The sequence below is a fragment of the Lysinibacillus pakistanensis genome (genome assembly GCF_030123245.1).
In the GTDB taxonomy this organism is placed as follows: domain Bacteria; phylum Bacillota; class Bacilli; order Bacillales_A; family Planococcaceae; genus Lysinibacillus; species Lysinibacillus pakistanensis.
Genome location: NZ_CP126101.1, coordinates 2241017 through 2263425 on the forward strand (window position 1 = coordinate 2241017; position 22409 = coordinate 2263425).

23 protein-coding genes are annotated in these 22409 nt (G+C 34.6%); 15 read left to right on the forward strand and 8 right to left on the reverse strand.

Features of this window, described 5'->3' with window-relative positions; all coding sequences use genetic code 11:
* Window positions 1-188 precede the first annotated feature (188 nt).
* The 5 genes from QNH24_RS10790 to QNH24_RS10810 all read left to right on the forward strand — a co-directional run bounded on the left by QNH24_RS10790 (window position 189) and on the right by QNH24_RS10810 (window position 2889).
* Complete coding sequence (locus QNH24_RS10790; protein ID WP_054772066.1) at window positions 189-398, forward strand: hypothetical protein; 210 nt, start codon at window positions 189-191, stop codon at window positions 396-398.
* Window positions 399-584, forward strand: coding sequence for a helix-hairpin-helix domain-containing protein (locus tag QNH24_RS10795; protein WP_283872132.1), 186 nt, complete (start codon window positions 399-401; stop codon window positions 582-584). It begins immediately after the preceding gene.
* A 169-nt stretch (window positions 585-753) separates the two neighbouring features.
* Window positions 754-1377, forward strand: a complete 624-nt coding sequence (locus tag QNH24_RS10800) for a hypothetical protein (RefSeq protein WP_283872133.1) — start codon at window positions 754-756, stop codon at window positions 1375-1377.
* Window positions 1378-1544: 167 nt separating this feature from the next.
* Window positions 1545-2063 (forward strand): RNA polymerase sigma factor, encoded by a 519-nt coding sequence (locus QNH24_RS10805; RefSeq protein ID WP_283872134.1) that lies wholly within the window; start codon window positions 1545-1547, stop codon window positions 2061-2063.
* A complete protein-coding gene (locus tag QNH24_RS10810) occupies window positions 2029-2889 on the forward strand; it encodes a hypothetical protein (protein ID WP_283872135.1) in 861 nt (286 codons plus the stop codon). Before QNH24_RS10805 ends, QNH24_RS10810 begins: the two co-directional genes overlap by 35 nt.
* Before the next feature lie 71 nt (window positions 2890-2960).
* Here the strand turns inward: QNH24_RS10810 and QNH24_RS10815 are convergent, their stop codons facing one another.
* Window positions 2961-3458, reverse strand: a complete 498-nt coding sequence (locus tag QNH24_RS10815; protein ID WP_283872136.1) for a DUF1648 domain-containing protein — start codon at window positions 3456-3458, stop codon at window positions 2961-2963.
* Between the two features lie 90 nt (window positions 3459-3548).
* Between QNH24_RS10815 and QNH24_RS10820 the strand changes: the two genes are divergently transcribed.
* The 4 genes from QNH24_RS10820 (at window position 3549) to QNH24_RS10835 (ending at window position 7070) form a co-directional block, all read left to right on the forward strand.
* Complete coding sequence (locus QNH24_RS10820; RefSeq protein WP_283872138.1) at window positions 3549-4289, forward strand: sulfite exporter TauE/SafE family protein; 741 nt, start codon at window positions 3549-3551, stop codon at window positions 4287-4289.
* Between the two features lie 13 nt (window positions 4290-4302).
* Window positions 4303-5259: a PD-(D/E)XK nuclease family protein gene (locus QNH24_RS10825; RefSeq protein ID WP_283872139.1), complete on the forward strand. Its 957-nt coding sequence runs from the start codon at window positions 4303-4305 to the stop codon at window positions 5257-5259.
* A gap of 730 nt (window positions 5260-5989) precedes the next feature.
* Window positions 5990-6286 carry a CD3324 family protein gene (locus QNH24_RS10830; RefSeq protein ID WP_283872140.1) on the forward strand — a complete coding sequence of 99 codons (297 nt, stop codon included), beginning with the start codon at window positions 5990-5992 and terminating at the stop codon, window positions 6284-6286.
* Window positions 6287-6530: 244 nt separating this feature from the next.
* Window positions 6531-7070 carry a GNAT family N-acetyltransferase gene (locus QNH24_RS10835; protein ID WP_283872141.1) on the forward strand — a complete coding sequence of 180 codons (540 nt, stop codon included), beginning with the start codon at window positions 6531-6533 and terminating at the stop codon, window positions 7068-7070.
* Window positions 7071-7351: 281 nt separating this feature from the next.
* Here the strand turns inward: QNH24_RS10835 and QNH24_RS10840 are convergent, their stop codons facing one another.
* Window positions 7352-8587, reverse strand: a complete 1236-nt coding sequence (locus QNH24_RS10840) for an IS110 family RNA-guided transposase (protein ID WP_283872142.1) — start codon at window positions 8585-8587, stop codon at window positions 7352-7354.
* A 575-nt stretch (window positions 8588-9162) separates the two neighbouring features.
* Between QNH24_RS10840 and QNH24_RS10845 the strand changes: the two genes are divergently transcribed.
* The 5 genes from QNH24_RS10845 (at window position 9163) to QNH24_RS10865 (ending at window position 13769) form a co-directional block, all read left to right on the forward strand.
* On the forward strand, window positions 9163-9597 hold the full coding sequence (locus QNH24_RS10845) for a DnaD domain protein (protein ID WP_283872144.1): 435 nt from the start codon (window positions 9163-9165) through the stop codon (window positions 9595-9597).
* Between the two features lie 882 nt (window positions 9598-10479).
* Window positions 10480-10899: a GNAT family N-acetyltransferase gene (locus tag QNH24_RS10850; RefSeq protein WP_283872145.1), complete on the forward strand. Its 420-nt coding sequence runs from the start codon at window positions 10480-10482 to the stop codon at window positions 10897-10899.
* A 188-nt stretch (window positions 10900-11087) separates the two neighbouring features.
* Complete coding sequence (locus QNH24_RS10855) at window positions 11088-11867, forward strand: hypothetical protein (RefSeq protein WP_283872146.1); 780 nt, start codon at window positions 11088-11090, stop codon at window positions 11865-11867.
* 329 nt (window positions 11868-12196) lie between these two features.
* A complete protein-coding gene (locus tag QNH24_RS10860; RefSeq protein ID WP_283872147.1) occupies window positions 12197-12340 on the forward strand; it encodes a hypothetical protein in 144 nt (47 codons plus the stop codon).
* A 265-nt stretch (window positions 12341-12605) separates the two neighbouring features.
* The gene (locus QNH24_RS10865) at window positions 12606-13769 is read left to right on the forward strand and encodes an MFS transporter (protein ID WP_283872148.1); all 1164 of its coding nucleotides are present in this window, start codon (window positions 12606-12608) and stop codon (window positions 13767-13769) included.
* Window positions 13770-13857: 88 nt separating this feature from the next.
* On the opposite strand, the gene QNH24_RS10870 is transcribed toward QNH24_RS10865, so the two are convergent.
* The 6 genes from QNH24_RS10870 to QNH24_RS10895 form a co-directional block, all read right to left on the reverse strand.
* Window positions 13858-14874, reverse strand: a complete 1017-nt coding sequence (locus QNH24_RS10870; protein ID WP_283872150.1) for a linear amide C-N hydrolase — start codon at window positions 14872-14874, stop codon at window positions 13858-13860.
* A gap of 259 nt (window positions 14875-15133) precedes the next feature.
* Window positions 15134-16885 (reverse strand): ABC transporter ATP-binding protein, encoded by a 1752-nt coding sequence (locus QNH24_RS10875; RefSeq protein ID WP_283872152.1) that lies wholly within the window; start codon window positions 16883-16885, stop codon window positions 15134-15136.
* Window positions 16878-18671 carry an ABC transporter ATP-binding protein gene (locus QNH24_RS10880; protein ID WP_283872153.1) on the reverse strand — a complete coding sequence of 598 codons (1794 nt, stop codon included), beginning with the start codon at window positions 18669-18671 and terminating at the stop codon, window positions 16878-16880. The genes QNH24_RS10875 and QNH24_RS10880 overlap by 8 nt, the downstream gene beginning before the upstream one ends.
* Window positions 18672-18675: 4 nt before the next feature.
* The gene (locus QNH24_RS10885) at window positions 18676-20100 is read right to left on the reverse strand and encodes an ABC transporter ATP-binding protein (protein ID WP_283872154.1); all 1425 of its coding nucleotides are present in this window, start codon (window positions 20098-20100) and stop codon (window positions 18676-18678) included.
* Window positions 20097-20804: an energy-coupling factor transporter transmembrane component T gene (locus QNH24_RS10890; protein ID WP_283872155.1), complete on the reverse strand. Its 708-nt coding sequence runs from the start codon at window positions 20802-20804 to the stop codon at window positions 20097-20099. Before QNH24_RS10890 ends, QNH24_RS10885 begins: the two co-directional genes overlap by 4 nt.
* On the reverse strand, window positions 20804-21391 hold the full coding sequence (locus QNH24_RS10895) for an MptD family putative ECF transporter S component (protein WP_283872156.1): 588 nt from the start codon (window positions 21389-21391) through the stop codon (window positions 20804-20806). Before QNH24_RS10895 ends, QNH24_RS10890 begins: the two co-directional genes overlap by 1 nt.
* 282 nt (window positions 21392-21673) lie before the next feature.
* On the opposite strand from QNH24_RS10895, the gene QNH24_RS10900 reads away from it, so the two are divergent.
* A complete protein-coding gene (locus QNH24_RS10900; protein WP_283872157.1) occupies window positions 21674-22405 on the forward strand; it encodes a VOC family protein in 732 nt (243 codons plus the stop codon).
* The last annotated feature ends 4 nt before the right edge of the window (window positions 22406-22409 follow it).

Sequence of the window (22409 nt, forward strand, 5' to 3'; positions counted from 1 at the left end):
AAATGAAAAATCGCCTTTCTGTTCTTTGGAAATTTGGATATGATAGGAAAATAAAACATATACTCCTTTCATCTTTTTTAGCATTTACTGATAGTTACATCTCAATTGATTGATCTACTTTATAAAGCAAGCAAGACTAATTTGCATTTCATTCTTTTCAATTGCATAATAGCTTAGAGGTGTTAGGAATGAAATTTATCGAACAAATAGTAAAGGCTTGCTTAATTATTGGTTTAGTTTTAATGGGAGGACGTATTCTTACGGTAATACTCCATTACTTTCAAATAGCGTTTACTTCTTTTTTTGTTGATTATCATGTTGCATCCATCGTTATACTGTTGATAGGCATTATAGGTACAGAGATATTTAACAGTCGAAAAAGGAAGGGGCGAGCATAAATGACAGAATGGCCTAAGGGTGTAGCCAAGCCTGCTATACGAGCATTAAATGCAGCAGGATATACTCAATTAGAGCAATTGCAAAAGGTGGATTTATCAACGTTAAAGCATTTACATGGTATGGGACCGAAAGCACTTTTGGCTATAGAAGCGGCATTGAAAGAGAGTAGGATGCAAGATGAATAAGTTGACTTTATTTTTGCTGGCGATGGTCGTTTATTATATTTTGGTGGTTTTTATCATTAGCAAATTATTTATCATTCCGATCATGAAGTTTATGGCACTTGTATTCTTTATTGGAGCGGGCTATATCTTTTCTCGAAAAATGCGAAGGAAACTACAGTAGGAGGAATATATGAGGCTTGTAAAACTTACCCTTTTTTATTTGGTTATTATTATACTAGCAATGACGCTATCACTAGCAGGCGTTCGTCTATCAATCTCACTTGCTATATTTGCGCTTATTGTACTAGCAATAATATATAGACATATACATATTTTATTTCGAACAAATAATATACAGTCGGTAGATAAGCTTGTGAAAGATCGCAAAAAAGAGCCATTTTTTGCTTATCTTTATGCGGTAGCTTATGAAACAAAGGAAGATCAGTTACAGTCATTAGATGTGGTTATTAAGAAGTATAAGCAGCCAGCAGTGAAGTACAATTATATATTTATAAAGGCTATCATGGAAGAGAATTTAGAGGAAGCAAAGGATGCAGCAGATAAAATAAATAAAGAGCCATTAGCAAGCTATGCAAAATGTTATATCGCTGCTCTTGAAGGACGAACAGCAGATATGCGAAGTGCTAAGCTTACGCAGCCATGGATGCAGCCAGTGATTGAAGCGATTTATGCTTATACCATAAAAAATGAAGACGCATTTCAGCAGTATCAGAAAGAAAGCATTAATCTGGCACGCGGTGTACAAAAATATGTATTAACCCATTCATTTAAAGAGATGCAAAAGAAGATGTAAAAAAGAATCTAAGCTACTTGACGCTAATTGGCATCAGGTAGCTTATTTTTCTTGCAATAAAAAAATAAAGGTAATATACAAATTATGCTGTCTGCTTCGTCTATTATAGTGAAGCTTAAAAAATGTAGTAGAAATCGCCAGTTGAACGGTGTAAGAGAGGTGAAAAGATGGAATTTGATGAATTATATGAACGATATTTTCAACGCATTTATCAATTTATTTATTATATGGTTTCAGATCCTAGTTTAGCAGAAGATTTAACACAGGAAACATTTCTAAGGGTTTATAAAGGACAATTTCGAAATGATGCAGCTTTAGGTACTTATATCAGAAAAATCGCACGAAATATTGTCTATGATTCGTATAGAAAAAAAGCGTTAATTAAATGGCTGCCATTTCAAAAAAGTCATGAGGATCGAGAGACACATTATGTGCCACATGAATGGATTATCCAGTCTGAGGATCGTCGACTGCTCTATGAAGCCATCCAATTATTAAAGCCAGCGTATCGTGAAGTAGTGATATACAGAAAAATTGAAGAACTGACATTAGCTGAAACCTGTGAAATTTTAGGGTGGTCTACAGTAAAAGTAGCAAATACACAGCGAAATGCACTAAAAGCATTAGAGAAAATATTGGGAGGTGACGAATTTGGATTTGCACAATCGACTAAAGAAACTCAATAATTTACCAGAGGATCAGGCTGTAAAGTCGCGTGTTTATGAACGTATTCAGCACAAGAAGAAAAAGGGGTTAACGATCTGGAAGGAAGGTGTTTTACTATTAACAATGGCTGTGATTGCTCTATTTTTAATCCTATTACCACAAAATTCTTCATTACCACAGAGCGCCAATCAATCTATTCAAACGATTTATAAGTATTTTGGAGGAGAAGAAGGGAAATTCTTTGCACGAGGTTCAGACTTGTATACATCTGTTGAAAGGGTTAACGATAGAAAAATCTATAACTTTTTTCAAGACTTTACACATTATGTTGAAGAGGGAGATGGTAGGCTAGGTGATTATATTACAGATGTAGTCGTTGTAAGGGATCATCGGGAGGAGCACTACCAGATTTCTGATACAGGCATGCTAAATATTGATAGTGGGCAGTTTTTTGTGGGAACATCAGATATGTATGACGAAGTATTTCAATTATTATATAGTGTAAATACAAAACCCTGGTTTTTAATCCTGCCTCTTGTCGTCATCATAGTCAATTTATTCTCAGCCTCCTACTATAAATGGCGTAAATTAGATAATTATAAACCACCTAAACCAAAATGGTGGCTGCTACTATTATTCCTCTCAGTAACTTTCGGTATTTTTGCTTGGGCAACTTGGGTGGGGCCTTTATACAAGCCGTTGATGCTTATGCTCGCCGTTTTATATGGTGTCATCATTTGGTATAATCTCAAACGAGACATCCAGCATTATGCTATCTATAAAGTAGAAACCATAAAAATCAGTATTGTTACTGTTGCACTTGTTTTTGTGATTATGAACTATTAATCCTAGTAATATCAAAAACACCTTTTGTTGAAATATATCAACAGTAAAGGTGTTTTTTCAATGGAAGGCTGTTAAATTTTTTTTCCTAGTAAAACACCACGTATGATGCCTACGATGAAAATCACGCTTAATACAACTAGAAAAAGATAGGCATGCCATTGCTGTAAAATACGATTATGGCCTAATGCAACTGTTAAGTCGTTGAAAAGTGAGTACGTAAAGTATAGTAAGATACTATTTTTAATGAGACAAAACGTTAAAATTCCATTTTGTCTTTGACCATGGGAAAGAGTCGGTTTATTTTTACGTAAAACTGGGTAGGCAGCCCTGACCTCTAAGTAATGTAGTAGCAAAAACAGCATAAGTGCAACAAAAGGTAAATAAAAAATAGCGATTTTTGGACCAAACTGTGCATGTTCACTTGTAAAACTTTGTAAAACGGGTATTGAATCTGGCAGCTTATGATATTGAATAAGCGTTGCAGTAACACCCGCAAGAAATATAGTGCCGACAATCCATGTTAGTTGCATACAAAAACGTGGCGTAGGTGTTTTTTGTTGCCCGTGCATTGATTCACCTCGCTTTTCGTCATTCAAAATAGCATTCTGTTATACTGTATCATAGAATGACAACATGTGTGGTACAGAAAGAAGGATTACATGGAATACTTATTATTTTTAAGCATTGGAATTGCTGGTAACGTTATTGGCACATTGGTCGGAGGTGGAGGATTGATAACCCTACCAACCATGATGCTAATGGGAGTGCCCGTCCATTCAGCGATTGGCGCTAATAAGGTATCGAATATGGTAAGTGCTTTTTCCAGCTTTTATACAATTTATAGAAGAAAAGAATTGGCTTGGTCAGAAATGCGATCCGTTTTACTGGTGTCGCTGATTGGAGGGACACTTGGTGGCTTATTTGCATCATTAATGGACAGTCAGACATTGACGCTTATCGCCATTATTTTATTAGGTTTTGCATTGATTATGTCATTTATCGGCGGGGCTGACTTTGGCGAAAGGGAGCAGTTTATTATGAATCGTAAAAATGGCCCTATTCTACTGGGTGTTGGTTTTTATGATGGAATGTTTGGTCCAGGGAGTAGTACACTGGCACTTTATACATATGCACATGAGAAATTATCTTATATAAAAGCGGTAGGGCTATCACGTGTTGGCGTTTTTGCCATGTGCTCCGGCGCAGCGATTACGTATATTGCCACAGGAAAAATCGAATGGCCACTAACACTTATTTTAATGATCGGTTCAACGATTGGCGCCCAGATTGGTATTGTCCTTGCTCGGAAGGTCAATGCCAAACAAGTAAAGCTTTTGCTGCGTATTGTAACCATTGTATTAATATTACAGCTTGTCTATGATTTTATGAAACAGCTCTAAGGAGGCGATTCATATGTTTGACATCACACCGTACCCAACCTTTTCGTGGTCACTTTCTCGTCATAAAACGTTAACTAGCTGTGCACGAAAATATGGCTATGAATATTATTTTTCACATAATGGCTGGCTAAGCTACAATGTGGAGCCTTTTCACCAACATGTTTATCGCTTAAAAAAGCTACAATCTATGCCGATTTTATTTGGACAAATTGTCCACCGATTTATCGAGCAGGCGATTAATGATTATTTACAAACTGGAAAGCCGCCAAGTCTAGAAGAACTGATACATTGGGCACGGGGCCAGCTTAATACTGCTTTTGTAGACTCTACACGCCATTTTGAATTATGGAGACAAAAGCCCACAAAGTATTATATGATGCAGGAAATCTACTATAATGGGATGCTTAATCCTGAACTTATTCAGGACTATAAAGAACGTTTACGGCTTGTCTTTAACCATTTTCTGATGAGTGAAACATTCCGGCAAATTACGGCACAAAAAGGCTCTCTACGTATTGGTGAGCCTGAACAATTTCGCTCCATGAAAATAGACGATATCCAAGTATTTGTCGTAATGGATTTCCATTACTACGATGAGCTTACGGATAAGTGGGTGATTGTCGATTGGAAGACGGGGAGTGAGTCTGACGATGACCGTCAGCAATTAGCGCTCTATGCCTATTATGTACAGCAAAAATACCGTGTATCACTTGAGCAAATCGAGGTATATAACGAATATTTATTAACAGGAAATCGCAAGAAATATGTATTTACTGACATCGATATGGATAATATTTTGTATACATTTCAGCGTAGTGTCTTGGAAATGAAAAAGTACCAAGCTGATATTTTTTTAAATGAGCCTCTAGACATTGAAGACTTTGAACAAACGCTTGAAAAATGGCATTGTCGTGGGTGTAATTTTAGGGAATTATGTGAGCAGATATATGATGAAAAATTGAGCAAGTGACCAATTAATTTAAATCATCGAAATGGTCGCTTTCATCATTTTTATCCTTTTGGTTAAATGACTATATGGTTGATTGTATTTTTATATCAGAGTGACCTAGTTGCTCCTGGATGATCTTAAAATTTACATTCCGACTGACCATAAATTTGTAAAGATAAAATTTAAGGGAGTTCCATCATCATCTTTTATCGGATTTCAAGGTCAAGCTGATAGTAAAGCTGTAAGGCGTACTAAATTGAAGCCTAGTAAAACATCACATTATAGAAGAAACACCATATAAAAACGTCAGTATCTTTCTATAACCGGTTAAAAGAAGGCATACACAATCAACAGTGTATGGTGAATCATCGTAACATAATTGGCTGAATGGTTAATGAAATTTAATAAAGGTTAGCCATTAAAAAATAGAGAGAAATTTTTATATTTAAATAGCATATTTTTGTAAATCTACTCTATATTAGGGTTAACACATAAAAATATCTAAAAGCTACTATTTCATTCATAATGGTACATATTGTTATAATAGATAATTAAAAGGAGGAGTTTAGACATGAAAAATCATTTAAGATTATCTGGAACAAATTCTCACACTCATGCAAAGCTAATTATTAGAAGAGCGATACTTTGCATGGGGTTAAATATTTAGTTTTATCGCCATACAAACTAAACTGAACTAATATTTTGGCTTTGCACCTTATTTATTCTAATTTAAAATAGGGAGCGAGCAAGATTGAAATATGTAAATGCCTCAAAAGTTTTACCTGAGAAGTTATTACTAGAAATACAACAGTATGTCCAAGGAGAAAATCTGTACATACCTAAACAAGAAACAAACTATCAAAAATGGGGAACTGTAAGTGGTGGAAAGCAGCTCATTGACCACCGAAACAGTAATATCAAAGCGTCTTTTAACAATGGAATAAGTATTCAACAATTAGCTGTTGAATATTGTCTCTCAATTGAAACCATAAAAAAAATTGTTTACTCAAAAAAGATTGATCGAGGAAATGATGAAAATCTTGATTAAACTTACCCATCAAAATAAAAAATAATTCTTAATGGTCGTCAAGAATTGTCTTCCCTTCTGGAGCATTGTTACATCAATGTTCTAGTTTTTTTTTCAGTTCAAGTTAAATGGCAACTAAATAGCGAATTTTTTTTAGTAGGTATAAAACATTTATTAATTGTTTTAGGCATATCGAAGCATTACAAGATTAATGTAATATGGAAGTAGGAATCAATACTAAATAATAATTTGAGGAGAATTTAATATGAACTTAGAAAGTAAAAGAATTTATTTGCGCACCCTTCAAGAATTAGATGCACCTGTTATACTTGGAATTACTACAGAAGAAGAAATTCGATATATGACAGGAACGAAACCTAACTTTACATTAGATCAGATTAAAGCCCATATTAAAAAGATAAATAATGATTCATCACGTTATGATTTTGCAATCTGTTTAAAAGAAAATGACCAGATGATTGGTGAACTATCTATTTTAGATATTGAAGAAGACAATAAAAAAGCAGGATTTAGAATTTCTATGAGCTCGATTGAGCTAACTGGCAAAGGATATGGATCAGAGGCTATTAAGATTGTATTACAATTTGTTTTTGAGGAACTACATTTAAATCGTCTTCAGTTAGAAGTATTTGACCATAATTTGCGAGGAATAAGAGCCTATGAGAAGGTTGGCTTTGTAAAAGAAGGCGTCTTGCGTGAATCGTTATATTACAATGGCAATTATTCGGATGAAATTATTATGGCAATACTTAAAACTAACTATAAAAATACATTATTGCAATAATATTGTTCTTTGAAATTCTGTGAAATGATTTCTAATAAAGATTGAACATTAAATAAACCCAACTAATAATTCCAGTGTACACTAATCGTGTACACCTTTGTTAATAACTCTTCAAACGTTGCTTAAATAATGTGTACTAATAAACTAAACCAGCTAATAGTTTGTCAATAATTTTCTGTTAAAAGTTTAATAGGAGAGTGCTATACTAAAAAGTGCATGACAAATAACCGTCCTAAAGTTTGTATTTGGAAGGTTTTGTTTGATTTAGTTGTACCTACTTATCAAGCTAAATCTTGGTACGTAGTTCTGTTTTTTAACAAGGCAAAAATCCAATGTATAAGTTTATTAACACAAGCTATAATCGCTACTTTAAAAGGTTTTCCTTCGTCACGTTTTTTATCATAGAATTCACGTAATTTCTTGTTTCGAGGAATGATTGTATCGTCTGTTTTAGTTTTTCTGCAATCTCGTATTGCACAACGAACAGCCATAAACAAGGCATGACGAAGTCTACTTGAACCTCGTTTTGTAATTCGATTCTTGGTCGCTGAAAATTTACCTGATTCGAAAACACTTGGGTCAACTCCAGCGAAAGCCACAAGCTTTTTAGGGTTGTTAAATCGATCTATTTCACCAATCTCAGAAATAATCGTTGCAGCGATTTTTTCACCGATGCCTGGGATAGATTTGATAATACTATATTCTTCAATTTCTTTAGCGAGGGCATCTATTTCTGACTCTAACTTTGATAGGTGCTCTTTGTACTGAAGAAGGATCTTTATATACATATCCAGACTTAAAATATGACTTTGATAAACTGTTTTTTCAAAAGGATTACGAGCTGCAGCGGCTTTAAGCTGTAAAGCTTTTTCATTTGCCCATCTAATGGACCTACTCTTACATAGTTCATATATTTTGTCTGTAATGGATTCCTCACTTGCTTTCAAAATATCTTCTGAAGAAGGGAACTCGGAAAGAGTTAATAGTGAAACCATAGAATATAAGTCTCCGAAAACCCCTTTATATTCAGGAAATATCTGTTCAAGGACTGCCTGAAATTGCAACTTAGTTTGAATCATTACGCCAGTTATATTTTCATGTTGTCTAGTAAGATTACGAAGGTTTAATAATTGCACACCACGTTTTTTATATGGCTCCAGTTCCTCTTTATAGAACAATTCACAAAGAAGATAGGCATCAATGGCATCCGTTTTTACTTTTCTCAAACTGGAACCTCTTGCCTTATATGAAATTAACGGATTAATGATAATCAATAAATATCCTCGTTCTTCTAAATAATGTATGACAGGGGCACCATAATGTCCTGTAGCTTCTAAAATGATCGTAGGCTTCATACCAGCCTCGTTTTTTACATCCTCTAAAAATATAACTAAGTCATTCAGACCTTCTAAAGTATGCGTTACCTTAAAACTTTTACGATATGGTTTGCCTTTATCTAAAAATGCTTGTACCTGGCTTTCTCCTTTTGAAATATCCAGACCAACGACTGGATTCATTATTAATCTCCTCCTAGAATCATAATTTGCCAGTTACCCCTAATCCTCCATGCAGTGTCATAGCTTCGCTTGTTATACGAGATCTAAGTCCCAACCAGCTTCAATCATGTTTCTGCAAGTAGGGGGCGAACGGTTTAGTTGACGGGGTCAAGCCCCACGTGCAGATACGTTCTACCCTGGCTACTGCTATAATAAAACTATATAAAAAATGGTCAACCAGAAATATCTGGCTGACCTTATAATACGAAGTTGCAGTTTATTTGAGCAAAAAGCCTAAAAATGGAGGAATTAATTAAATGTATATTGTGCCTATCGGTTTTTTTATAATTTTCCTTATTTCAACGACCACGGGACTACTTTTCATGTTTAAGCTGAGAAAGAAAAATAAATATAACGTTGCTAATGGAACTATTGCTTTAGGGACTGGAATCTTTTCTTTAATAGCCTGCATATTCTTCTTGTTTTTTAGCGAAATCTGATTTCCTTCTTTAACTAGTTCAATAATAATTTAGAAGGGAAAAAATGAAACTTCATCGAATTATCTTTTAAAAAAACAAACATTAAGGGTGAAAAGGATGATGAAAAACAAAAAACGTTTCAAAAAGACAAATAATAGAGTAGTACACGGTAAGACACCAGAAGAACGTTTTAAGGAAATACGAGGAATGACAATTGAGGAATGGAACGAACAACAATTCAAAGCTAAAACTGGAATGACACCCGATGAATGGTATATTAATGAGGCGAAATCAACAACACCTTTTGATTTTATAAAAGAACGTTACGGTACTGTTACCGAGGACGATATAAAGCTTGTTAAGGATTTGCAACTATTGGGATTAAAAGATGACGTTATATATGTGTTACTTGATCATGTAGCAATTGTAAGTAGGATCGGAATGGTTCACCTGTTGGTAAAAGAAATAGGGGAAAATTGGTTTAATGAAAAAATATTTACAATTGAAAAAGCAATTTCTTACGTTAGGGAACAACAGAAGAAATATATGTGATTACAATTAAAATGGAAAGTTTGTGAAACATTGTTCATAAACACACGGGTGCTTAGTTCAATAATCCATAAAAAACCACTCCATGATGGGTGATCTGTCGCTATAAAATAAGTGACTGAAAAGGGACCAACAAGTGACCTAAAATGATTTTTAGTAACAGTTAGTGATTAATAATGAAAATACTATGATTGAAAATCGTTATAGAGCTTTTGATTTACACTGAAACTTTCTGAAAGTTATAGTTAAGTACAAAGCTGATATTTTTTCAAATGAGCCTCTAGACATCGAGGATTTTGAACAAACGCTTGAAAAATGGCATTGTCGAGGGTGTAATTTTAGGGAATTATGTGAGCAGATATGAAAAATAAAAAGCACTTTTATTTGAGTTTTCTAACCTTACAGAAAATAATTAGTGATGATTAATGGTAGAAGTTTTCTCAAAAAGAGGTTTTATTTACGGTGCATTGAATCTTCAAAATACAAATAAAGGTAAAGGAAGGATTTTTGTTGAATGATAAAAAATTTGGGATAGTGTTCACCCTTATATTCGGTAGTTTAACCCTTTTAATTGTGTTTATATTATTGTTTTTTTCGTTTTTTGGTGAAGAAATACTAGAATTCTTTAAAGATGGTTTTTCAGAGGATTATTAGACTATATTTTAATTTTAGAATGCAAAAAGAATAGCTTATAAGACCGCTTAATCATAAGTGGTTTTTTTGTTTAGTCCATTAATCTGTAGTGAATACCATAAATAAACCGATTCTAGCTAACTGTTTATTGGATTGAACTATAATGGTTAAAAAATTTTGATTTCAATTTTAAAAAAATAGGTTGATAGATGGGGTTTATGTTATATTTTAATAGAATTGGAGGGTGATATTATGAATATTAGAGAAGCAAGTGAATTAGATTATCCTGATTTAAGGCGCATTTATCTGGAATCACGCCGCAAAAACTTCCATTGGGAAAATGCAGAGGAATTGACATTAGAAGATTTTGATAATGATACAATTGAAGATTATATAATTTTAGTTGAGGAAGACGGGAAAATTCTGGGGTTTGCGGCACTATACTTAGCAGATAACTTTATACATTGTCTTTTTGTTGACCCTACTTGCTCTGGGAAAGGTGTTGGTGGTTTATTATTGAATGCCTCCATCAATAAAATGAATATACCATTAAGTTTGAAGTGTGTGTCTGAAAATCTTAAGGCACTCAAATTCTATGAAAACAAGGGTTGGAAGAAAGTTGTTGAAGAAGGAGAACCTGGAGAGAAGTATTGGGTTTTGGAATACAAATAATTAATGAATACTTGATTTATTAATAGATTCAAAGCTAATAGATACTATTGTTTTAGCTTAGTGAGGTACAAGATGAAGAAAAATTATATTAAAAGTGAAATACTCTTTACATCGCTATATTTCCATTAAAATCAGTAGTATATTCAGAAATTAATTTTTCTAAAATTAAATTGAGTAGGAGGAGAATAATGAAAAAATCATTTATTGTGTTACTAGCAGCATTTTTATTTGCAGTAGTAAGTCCAACAAATTCAGAAGCAAAAGTGATGTATGATGGAGCAGAAGTTGTAAAAGGGCAGACTGGAAAAATGACCTTTAAAAAAGACATCAAGGTATACAAGAAAAATTCAGATGGTACGTTTGATTCGCTGATGGTTAAGCGTAATAATTTCTTTAAAACGTATGATATTGAGAAATATGATGGAAAAACATTCTATCAAATGGGGCAATTTCGGGTACAAGCAACGGATTTGATTGTTTTCAAAGAAGTACCAATCGATATTCGTACATCTTTCTATAACTATCCGGCATTTGTCATGATTAATCATCTTGGTGTTGAAAATCCTGGATATCCATATTCCTTCATCAAATATGGTGAGAATTTAAAAGTTGGAAAACGTGAAGAGGTTTGCAATCCATCATCATTATTAGTTTCTATTGAGAAGGGAAAATTATATCGCCATTATTGTGCAGGAGATATTGAAGGAGGACCTGTAATTAATACCGGTATTCTTGATAGCACTGATATTCGAATTTTTGAAAAGATAACAAGAAATGAAGGTTCCTATATATTAACAGAAGATACAGAGCTATACAATGGTCCGATGATTACAAGATACTCTAGAAAAGAGTTGAAGGGAACTGTCTTTTATTCACCAGGAATTGAGATCAATGGTTATTTGATGGTGGGAGATAAGAATTTTGATTTTATTCCAGCAAATCTATTAAAGCCAGTTGTAGATAAGTGATAGATTATGAAATATATATAGCTCTCTTATTATTTGATAAGGGAGCTATTTTTATGTTTGGTTGACATAAAGATAGGATAAATGCTTATTGGAGTACCCTGGTTAAATAAATCGTAATAATGGCTCTTCTTCTTGATTTAACTTGAAACAATGTGAAAGTATTTTTTAGTATTAATTCATTCCCATGAGTCAACAAACTTGGAGTACTTTAAAATCTCGAGAAATGACATGTAGAGGCAATAAATAGAAAGAAGAATTTGCTTTTTTCATCAATTTGTATTAAATTATACTAAGCTATTAATTGATAATGAGAGAGGAGGCAAAAAGCCATGGAAACTGTTTTCAGAAGAATTGCAACAGAAGTAAAAACATATTTACAACTAGGTGATTTACTTTCCAAGGGACCAGTCTGTACTTTTTTAAGTAAACTTCACATAGAAAATAGCCGGAAGCTTTTTGCCTTTGTAGTATAAAAATTAGAACTTTTATTGTTTGTGCATGATACAAAGCAATTATTAGACGCCGGATTTAATGGCGTCTTTTTGTGTTTTACAGAAAAAATTGGAATGGATGCAATGATGAGTCGCTTGTCAAAATAGACAAAGATTATTGTAATCCCTCAATATACGATTTAGAAAGGGTGAGACTTGTTGTTTAAAAAACTTAGACAATTTAGGAATGTTTCAGTGTGCTATTCGCTTCTAATTTAAAAAATAATTAGAAGCGAGGATATAAACTATGAAAATGCAAAAAATTTTTACACCATCATTTCTTATTTTATTTATAAGTAATTTTTTAATCTTTATAGGCTTTGAAATGTTATTACCAATTTTACCAGCCTATTTATTAAGCATAAATGCCTCTTCTATTCAAGTAGGCTTAGTAACAACTATATTTACGATAGGTGCAATTATAATAAGACCTTTCGTAGGCTACTATTTGATTGATAATAAAGGAAAAAGTCTTGCAATCGGAGCAGGTATGACTTTATTAATTATTACGATGCTGTATCCTTTTCTTAACATTATTTGGCTTTTCCTATTGTTACGGTTTTTCCATGGAGCGGCATGGGGGGTATCAACCACAGCCAATAGTACAATGGCTGTCGATTTAATTCCTAAAGCTAGATTAGGAGAAGGAATGGGGTATTTCTCTATTTCAACAACAGTTGGCGCTATTATTGCACCGAGTATAGGTATTCTTATCTACAATACCTTTTCCTTCCAAATATTAATATATTCATCAGTAATACTTAGTCTGTTAGCGATAGTAGCACTTCAATTTGTCTCTTCATCAACTCCTGTTAAATATGAGAAGCAGTCATTTCGATTTGTAGAAGCGATTTTTGAAAAGGATGTAAGGTTCCAAGCTTTATTGACCGTTATTACGACACTTGGCTTTGGAGCAATTATAACCTTCTTAGTACTTTATGGGGAACAAAAGGATATAAAACATATTTTCTTGTTCTTTCTTATCAATGCGACTGTTTCCACTTTATTAAGACCATTTACAGGAAAATGGTTTGATAAAAATGGACCATGGTCTATTATCATTGTGTCAGCCACATTAGGATTTTTATCACTTGTCGTGTTATCCTATACCACAAATAATTTAATGCTGATCATTGCAGCGATTTTATTCGGAGCAGGTTACGGAACAATGATGCCATGCCTACAAACATGGACTGTTCAAAAAGTAGATGAAGCAAAAAGTGGGGCAGCCAATGCAACTTTCCTTTCTAGTTTTGATGTAGGTGTTGGCATTAGCGCATTTGTATTGGGAATTTTAGCACAATGGATGAGCTTAGAAGTGATTTTCCGTCTTGTTAGCCTAAGCTTTATAATAGTTAGTATTCTAGTTTACACAGATTTTATAAGTAATAAGAAAAACAAACTTGAATAAGTTTATAGTAACTAATCCAATCAAAAGGACCAGGTACTCCATTAGATGGAGTCTGGTCCTTTAACCGTTTTATAGAAAAAAAGAGTAATTAGCTTTTAACATTAACTTTGTTGAGTTGCTTTATATCCTGTGCACGTTCCCATTCAAAGGTAATTAATGTAGAGCTATCTAAATTCTCATCCATTAAGGAAACAGAAGAGATTCTACTATTATCATAGAGCTTAAAATAATAGTTTTTACTTTGTGAGCACATTGCTGACGTATAAATTGTATAATCCGTATTTCCTTCCTTTGTGAGCACAACACCCTTTGGAATATTAACAGAAGAAAGGATATGGAATAGGTTTGTTACGCCCTCCACTTCATTTTTAGCTTCTTCCGTATACTTCTTCCAGTAAGCAACACGTAGGAAACGAGCTGATGGAGTGAAATCGCCTGGAAGACCCAATGCCCCTGCACCTTGTCCAAATGGTGTTAGCTCTAAATCACTCATCGTAATATCATTTGGTGGATAAGGATTAACACCAATATAAGCCCGCAGATTCGTCTGATGCCATTCATAGCCAGGGCTATTCGTCATTACACCAATTGTCTTACGGTGGACGGTAATTCCTGTTTTATCTGGCTCAATTACAATTGTTTCACCTGAAGCATCTGTGAAAGTAAAGTGCAGAGGAGGAGCGAATCCAAGAATGGCATTGGCTTCATTAATAAGTGTAAATGCCTCTAATCTTGTCAGCACATCATCAATGGTTACACAGTTACCTAAAATTTGTGATACTACATAAACCGGATTTATGCCTCTTTTACCTTCCTCAAGCTCCTCTGCATACGTCGCAAATGTTGCATAGTATAGCATTGCTCCCATTAAGCCCTTTTCATTAACACCATCGTATAGAACAGGGGATGAAATATCAGTGCTACCCATCCCAATGAATGCATATTGATTATTTATAACAACATCTTCCTTTTCAAGCAGTCGTATTCCATAATTACGTGGCACAATGATAACTTTACTATCTGGTTCCATTGTGAAATCCATTGTTCGAGCAAATAGATTTTTCTGATCTGTTGTGTGAATCGCTAAACTACTACAACCTAACATGAAAACCACTCCTTTGAAATTATCCCTCAAGGCTTCCATTAACGAAAATCCTTTTATAGGAATTTTTGTAGGTTTTACCCTATTTATAGAGTAGCATAATTTATTGGTAATTAAAACATAAATGTTAAAAGTTAACAATATTTACAAACTCGTTAATAGAATATTTGCTAGAAAATAAGGGGAGGGCCAATATTAGATTTTAAAAAAGTAGTACAACCATTTTTTCATAGTCTGACTACTTTTGTTTTTGGGTATTTTTTCAAGTGGTAAGATTCCAGTTTTCTGCTTCCTGTCGAATATCAATAAAGCGACGATATACACCTTTTTCTTTCATTAATGAGTGATGTGTTCCCTGTTGAATGATTTGACCATCCTCTAAAACAATAATTTGATTGGCATTCTGTATTGTTGCTAATCGATGGGCAATGATGATGGTTGTTTTTCCTTGAATTAATTTTTCTAATGCAGCTTGAATAAGTGTTTCGTTTTCTGGGTCGAGACTTGCAGTTGCTTCATCTAATATAATAATGGGTGCATTTTTCAAAATAGCACGCGCAATCGAGATACGCTGCTTTTCCCCGCCAGATAAAGAGGAACCACCATCACTAAGAACCGTATCATAGCCATATTCCAGCGACATAATAAAGTCATGGCATTGTGCCTTTTTCGCTGCTTCAATAACATCATCTCTAGAAGCGTTCGGATTCCCAAAAAGAATATTATTATAAATGGTTTCATTAAATAAATAGACTTTTTGAAATACCATACTAATCGATGATAATAAGTTGTTTAACTGCATAGAGCGAATGTTAGTGCCACCAATAGAGATTGCTCCAGAATCAACATCATAGAATCGGGCAATCAAATTGCAAAGAGTTGTTTTTCCAGAGCCAGATGGTCCAACAATCGCTGTAGTTGTACCTTCCTTAACTGTAAAGGATACATTCTGAATGATAGGTCTTTTATCATAGGCAAAGGAAACCTGGTCAAAGTGGATCGCATATTGCGTAAGCTTGGTATCTTGACCCTCTTCGTCAATAAATGTTGTATTTTCAATGGCTTCAAGTTTATTGAGCGTATGATTAATCGTTTCCAACACATGTGTTGCATCGCTAATGGGCTCAATACTATCAAACATGACAAATGAAAATAACGTAATAAGGAACATATCCGCAAGTGTCATTTCTCCATTCATCACTAAATAGCAGGCAACACATACAAGTAATATAGAAGCCAACTTTAAGGCTAATCGATGTCCGACATTGAAAACACCGAATCCTTTCTGAATAGTTATATTAACTTGCTTGCTATTGCGAAAGGCATCCTGTATATTACGGGAAGCAATACCTTCCTGATTAAAGTTTTTAATAACAGACATGCCACGTAAATACTCTAAAGTAGCACTAACAAGCTCATGCTGACTTTGCTGATGGAAGGTAGCATTTCTACGACTATGTCTTTGTAATAGTCGTAGGAACATAGACGACACAACAATACCACTAATTGCTACGAGAGCCATAATTGGCTGATAGAATGATAAAAATAGAATCATTGTAAATGTTAGAATATAGCCATTGACAACGACATCAATCATTTTTATCCCCATCATTTCAAAGAAGGACAAATCTGTGGTAACAGTACTATTAATATCTCCTATCCGATGCTGCTGAAAAAATCCAAGTGAGACCCTTTTCAAGGTATGTCCCATTTTGATCCGATGATCTGCTGTTATTTCATAGCCAATGCTCTCCTGATAACGTGCCTTTAAATAGGCAAAGATAAATCGGCCGAAAATAGTGAGCATTAATAACAGTAACAGCAACCAGATTGCATCTATCTCTAATGCGTTATTTCCATAATAGTCATCAAGCATCATTTGCAAACCATGTGCAGCTATAACAATCGGAAGGGCAATACAAATAGATTGCAAAAACGACAGTATAAATCCAAGGTATAAACGTTTTTTGTATGGGCCAATCCACTGGATAATTCTCGTCATTATTTTAATCATTTAAAGATACCTCCTGAGATGGATTCGTATCAGAGAGGAGTCCATGTTCTTTTGAACCAATATGAGCCTTCCATAATGTTTGATAAAGTTCATTCGTTGCGAGCAATTCATTATGGGTGCCCATTTTATGGATACTGCCATCCTTTAACACGACAATTTGATCAGCATGTTTAATCGTGGATAATCTATGAGCAATGACAATAAGCGTTTTATCTTTCGCTAGCTCGTTAAAAGCTTTTTGTATTTCTGCTTCATTCTCTGGATCAGTAAAGGCCGTTGCTTCATCCAGTATTATGATTGGAGCGTTTTTTAAGATAGCACGTGCTATGGCGATACGTTGCTTTTCCCCACCAGATAGCTTGTTGCCTGCTTCACCAGAATCAGTATCATAGCCGTTCTCTAGTCGTGCAATAAACGTATCACATCTTGCTAAACTTGCGGCATGATAGACTTCCTCATCACTAGCCTGTGGATTTCCCATTCGAATGTTTTCAAAAAGACTAGTTTTAAATAAAAAATTATCCTGTGCAACATAGCTAATCTTTTTTGCCAGCTCATTAGGGTGAATATCTTGAATATTGGTATGTCCAATCGTAATGGAACCTTCAGTAACATCCCAAAAACGTGCTAAAAGCTTGGCAATTGTTGATTTTCCACTTCCAGAAGGGCCTACAAGTGCTGTATAGCTTTTTTCAGGAATGGTTAAAGAAAGTTGGTGAAGCACATTCTGCTCATCACTGTAGCTAAACGAAATATCATTCAAGTCAATATCATAATGCTCCAAAGCTATTATTTCTTCTGTAATAGGAAGTGACTCTAAATTTAAGTATGCTTTTGTATCAGCAATAGCATATTCAATCGCCTTGAAATCATTGACAAAAACAGTGAATTTCATAAGTGGATAAATAAGCCCCATGGATAAAATAAGGCAAATGATTAATTGTGCAGGATTAATAGCGCCCTGATAATATAGCCATAAACCGATGGGCAAAGTACCTACAAGGGTAGATGGTAAAATAGCATTGCCTAATGTCATCCACGGCCATGTGCCACGAAACCATTGCATTGTATAATTTTTAAAATCTGTAATAGCATTCGTGAATTTTTCATAGGAAGCATTTGTTTGATTAAAGGTTTTAATGACCTCAATACCCTCCACATATTCTACGATAACACTATTTACATGATTACTTGCCTCCATATAGTGTTGATACTGGGTGTTGAAATTTCTCATCATAAAGGCATACACAATCAGTGCAAATGGAACTGTAATAAGAGAGGCAAGAGCTAGTCGATAGTCAATCGTCAGCATATAGATAAAAACACCTATAGGCAGAAAGAGATTTGAGATACCTTCTGGAATAATATGTGCTAATGGCAATTCTAAAGTTTCCACACGATCAATCAGGACATTTTTAATCTTACCAACTGGTTGATTTATAATATGACCTAGAGGTGCTCTTATTAATCGTTCAGCTAGTTGCAGACGAATTTCCTCCAAAATATGATAGGCAGCACGGTGAGAGAAATAACTAGAAATTGCATGAAATACTGTTAAAGCGATGTACCCAGCAGCTGCAATAGCAATCCAAAAAAGAAGACGCTGTATTGTTTGGGTTCCTTCAATTAAAAGCAGTAGTATTTGATAAACAGCCACATATGGAACTAGCCCGCCTATGACACTCATAATGGCCAAGATAACGGATAAAGCAAGTGGTACTTTAGAGCTCCCTGTATATTGGAGAATAGACTTTATCCAATGTTCTTTTTTTTCAATCTGTTCCACCATTTCACACCCTTTGCTTGTTAAATAATGTAATGTCCTTAATCATTCCCTGCGATAATTCGATGGTTCCGTCACAGCAAAGTGCAATCATCTCAGGATCATGTGTGATGATGAAAACAAGCTTATTTTGGTTACGCAAAATATTCATGCAATTTGCAAATTGTCTCATATGATGATAATCAAGTCCGCTCGTTGGTTCATCCATAATCATCACTTGTTTATCTGCGGCAATTGCAGAAAGAATGGCTACACGCTGTTTCTCCCCACCTGATAATGTTAGTGGATGAGCGTCTTTTAATTCGGAGGCACCCAGTAAAGCCAGTAGATCTAATGCTAGCTCTTCATTTGGCTCTGGCATAGAGAGTAAGATTTCTGCTAGCACGCTTTCTGTAAAAAGCTGGTGATGTACGTCCTGCATAACCATGCTGCTAGCCCGAAGGCATTGCTTTTTTCTAAATTTCACATTATTGATGTGAAAGGTAGGGGAGGCTTTTCGGTTGAGACCTGTCAGGGATTTAGCGAATGTCGATTTCCCAGCACCATTGTGACCAGTAATAGCCATGATAGCAGGGAATGGAAGGTCAAACCCTTCGATTTTTAGCTGAAAATCATGATTGAAATAAGAGAGTGTCTCCAATTTAAAACGTGATCCTTGATCCAACAAACGATCTTGCTGAGGCATCAATTCCTCAAGATGAATCGCTCGAAGCCCTAATTGATAAAGTGCTTCATTTGACATAGTGAGCATCTCCTTTTGGGCAAAAATATGCTTGATTTGCCCGTCCTCCAAATAAACAAATCGATCAGCAAGATTCTGTAAGTAATGAAGTCGATGTTCAGAAATAACGATTGTTTTCCCCTGACTTTTCCAAAAAGCAATCATTTCCCCAAGCTGAGCTGTTGCATCATCATCTAAATTTGCGGATGGTTCATCTAGGATAATGATGGGAGGATTATGTATGGCAACAGATGCACAGGCTATTCGTTGTTTTTCTCCACCTGAAAGATGGAATACATTTCTTTGTAAAAGTGTCTGTAGTTCAAACTGTTCTACCATCATAGCTTTTCTATTTAGTATTTCCTCAGAGGGCAAGCCAAAGTTTTCAACTGTAAAAACTAGCTCGCTGTCAGTATCGATATTGTAAAATTGGGTTTTAGGATTTTGAAAAACCGAGCCTGTAAGCTTTGAAATTTCGTGAATTTCCATTGCTTGAATATCTTGATTAGCTAACCGAATAGTCCCTTGTAATTCGCCATTAATGTAATAGGGGATAAGGCCATTTAATAATCGAGTAATCGTAGTTTTTCCACAGCCCGACTTTCCACAGAGCACAATAACCTCTCCAGTTGAAATCTCTAGATCAATAGCGTTTAGCGCTTTTTTCGATTGATATTGATACTGAAAGGAAACATTTTGAAGCTGAATCATAAAAACACCTCCGAAATAAAAATAAGCCAAACGACAATACAAGTGGTGATTAATAGAAAATCTTGCAGATAAAACTGAAGCTGACTGACATTTGTTCTTTTGTTAGGAGCAGATAAACCTCGAGTTAAGGATGCCATTGTTAATTCATTACCAATCTTTGAGGCTGATACCATAAGTGGAATAAGACGATACTCCATTGCTTTTACTGGGTGCAGCAGCATTGAAAATCCTGTTAAGCCTCTGAATGCCATAGCTTGTTGTATATAAATATATTCATATCTTAGTGTTGGGAAAAAACGGAACATAACAGAGAGTGAAATAATGAATCCCCTTGGCATATGTAGTTTTTCCAAAGCTGCAACAAGTTCACTGATAGATGTTGTAGATAGAAGAAAATAGCCCATCATAATACCTGGAAGCAGTCTTAGGGAAATGGAGATAATCCCTAATGATAGAAAGAACAATACACCGTGTATATAAGGGGCTACCGTGTACTGAAAAGTTGTAACGGATAATAGTAAAATCAAATAATAGGAGGCTATTTTGTATTTCTGATACAGCAATAGCAAAATAGCCGGAATTCCCCATAGAATCGGTAATATGTATAGAAACCAGCCACTTTGTGGAGCACTTACAGTAATGATATTAATTGTAACTGTCAACAGCAGCTTAGTACGTGGATCTATTTGTATCCGTTGTTTCATTAAACAATCCCCGATTTCTTGAAGTGCTTTGTTAATAATTTAGTACCAATCAAGCCTCCTATTAGACTTGTAGCAAATGTCATGACAATAAATAGCAATAGTGTCCAATCAGGAATATAGCTGTTTAATTTATTTGCGTACTCAGCACCATATTGAACAGTAATATTAGAAAAGTAAGTAGTTCGATGAAGATAAATAGGGAGATATAGACCAATTGTCCATAAACTAAACACAGCAAAGGATAATGTCATGGAAAATGTACTTGATTTTAGCTTTATAAAAAGTATGTCTGCAATGAAGCCGCAAATTAGACCTGTTAGAAGGGGATAGAAGCCATTACCGCCCATTAACATCATGATTAATCCACAAATAGTACCACTCATCGTAATCATGCCGAATTTCTCAGTTTTTGCTAAAAATAAAATAAAGGGAACACCTCCAAAAATACCAATTAGAGCTGGTAAGATAGCATTGAAAATGGGGATATACCCTAATAGCGAGATGGTAAATAATAAGGCAAAATAAATGCTTGTATAAATGCCTACTGTCATAAAGTCTTCCGTCCGTAATGCGAGATTTTTTATCATGTGAATAGCTCCTTTCGAAATGAAGAAATAATCATCACAGGTTATTTCCTTTTTTTTTGGAATATTTAGGGTTATACTCATGTCGAGTATATTTGAAAATGAGAATCATTGTCAATTATTATTTTAGGTAAAATATTTTTTCAAAAATAACCAATAAAGACTATTGTATTTATTTTTACAATATTTTAGAATCTATGTTAGTGGTCGATAATGATAATCATTATCAATTAAATAGACTAAACTTTCATGAATTTGAAATAACTTATAAGGTGTTGAATTTATGTGTTAAAAATTAGTCATATTCAGTGCAGGGTACATGATATTAAAAAGGCAGTCCATGATTATAAAAAAGCCGGATTTCAGGTTGAATGGGGAAGAGACCCTAAAAATTCGCTAAATGCATTTATCTGGTTCAATCAGGGTCCATTTATTGAACTATTTGAAATGAAGCGGTTTATGTCTCCAATACAATTCCCATTAGGGATTCTCTATGGTAGATCGATGAGAGAGCGCTGGGTGAAGTGGATGATTCAGCGTGAAGGGCTTATAGATTTTGCGTTAGAAGGCTATGAAGAGGATATTGCAAAGCAAGAGAATTTACATTTAGTGAGAAATGAAATCAAGAATTTAGGTATTTGTACATCAAAGGTGTTAAATGGACGACGAAAGAAACCGACAGGGGAAATTGTTACCTATGGCTTCTTTTCGCTGTCCCCTTGCGATTTACCCTTTGTTGTATCAGCCTATAATACACCCCAGAGGCCAAAGCAGATTGAGCATTCAAATGGCTCTCAATACATTCATTCCCTGACGATTAGCTGTCCAGATGAAACGGCAGAAATATTAAATACTCTGCTCATCGATAAGGCAATGCTAACAATCAAGGAATCTAATAAATTTAACATAGATGGTATTACCATTGAAGGACTGACAAACAAAATAGATACTAAATTACTACATGGAGCAAATTTAATACACAGAGAGTACATAGTTAGCGAAAAAGGTGAGGAGTGAAAAT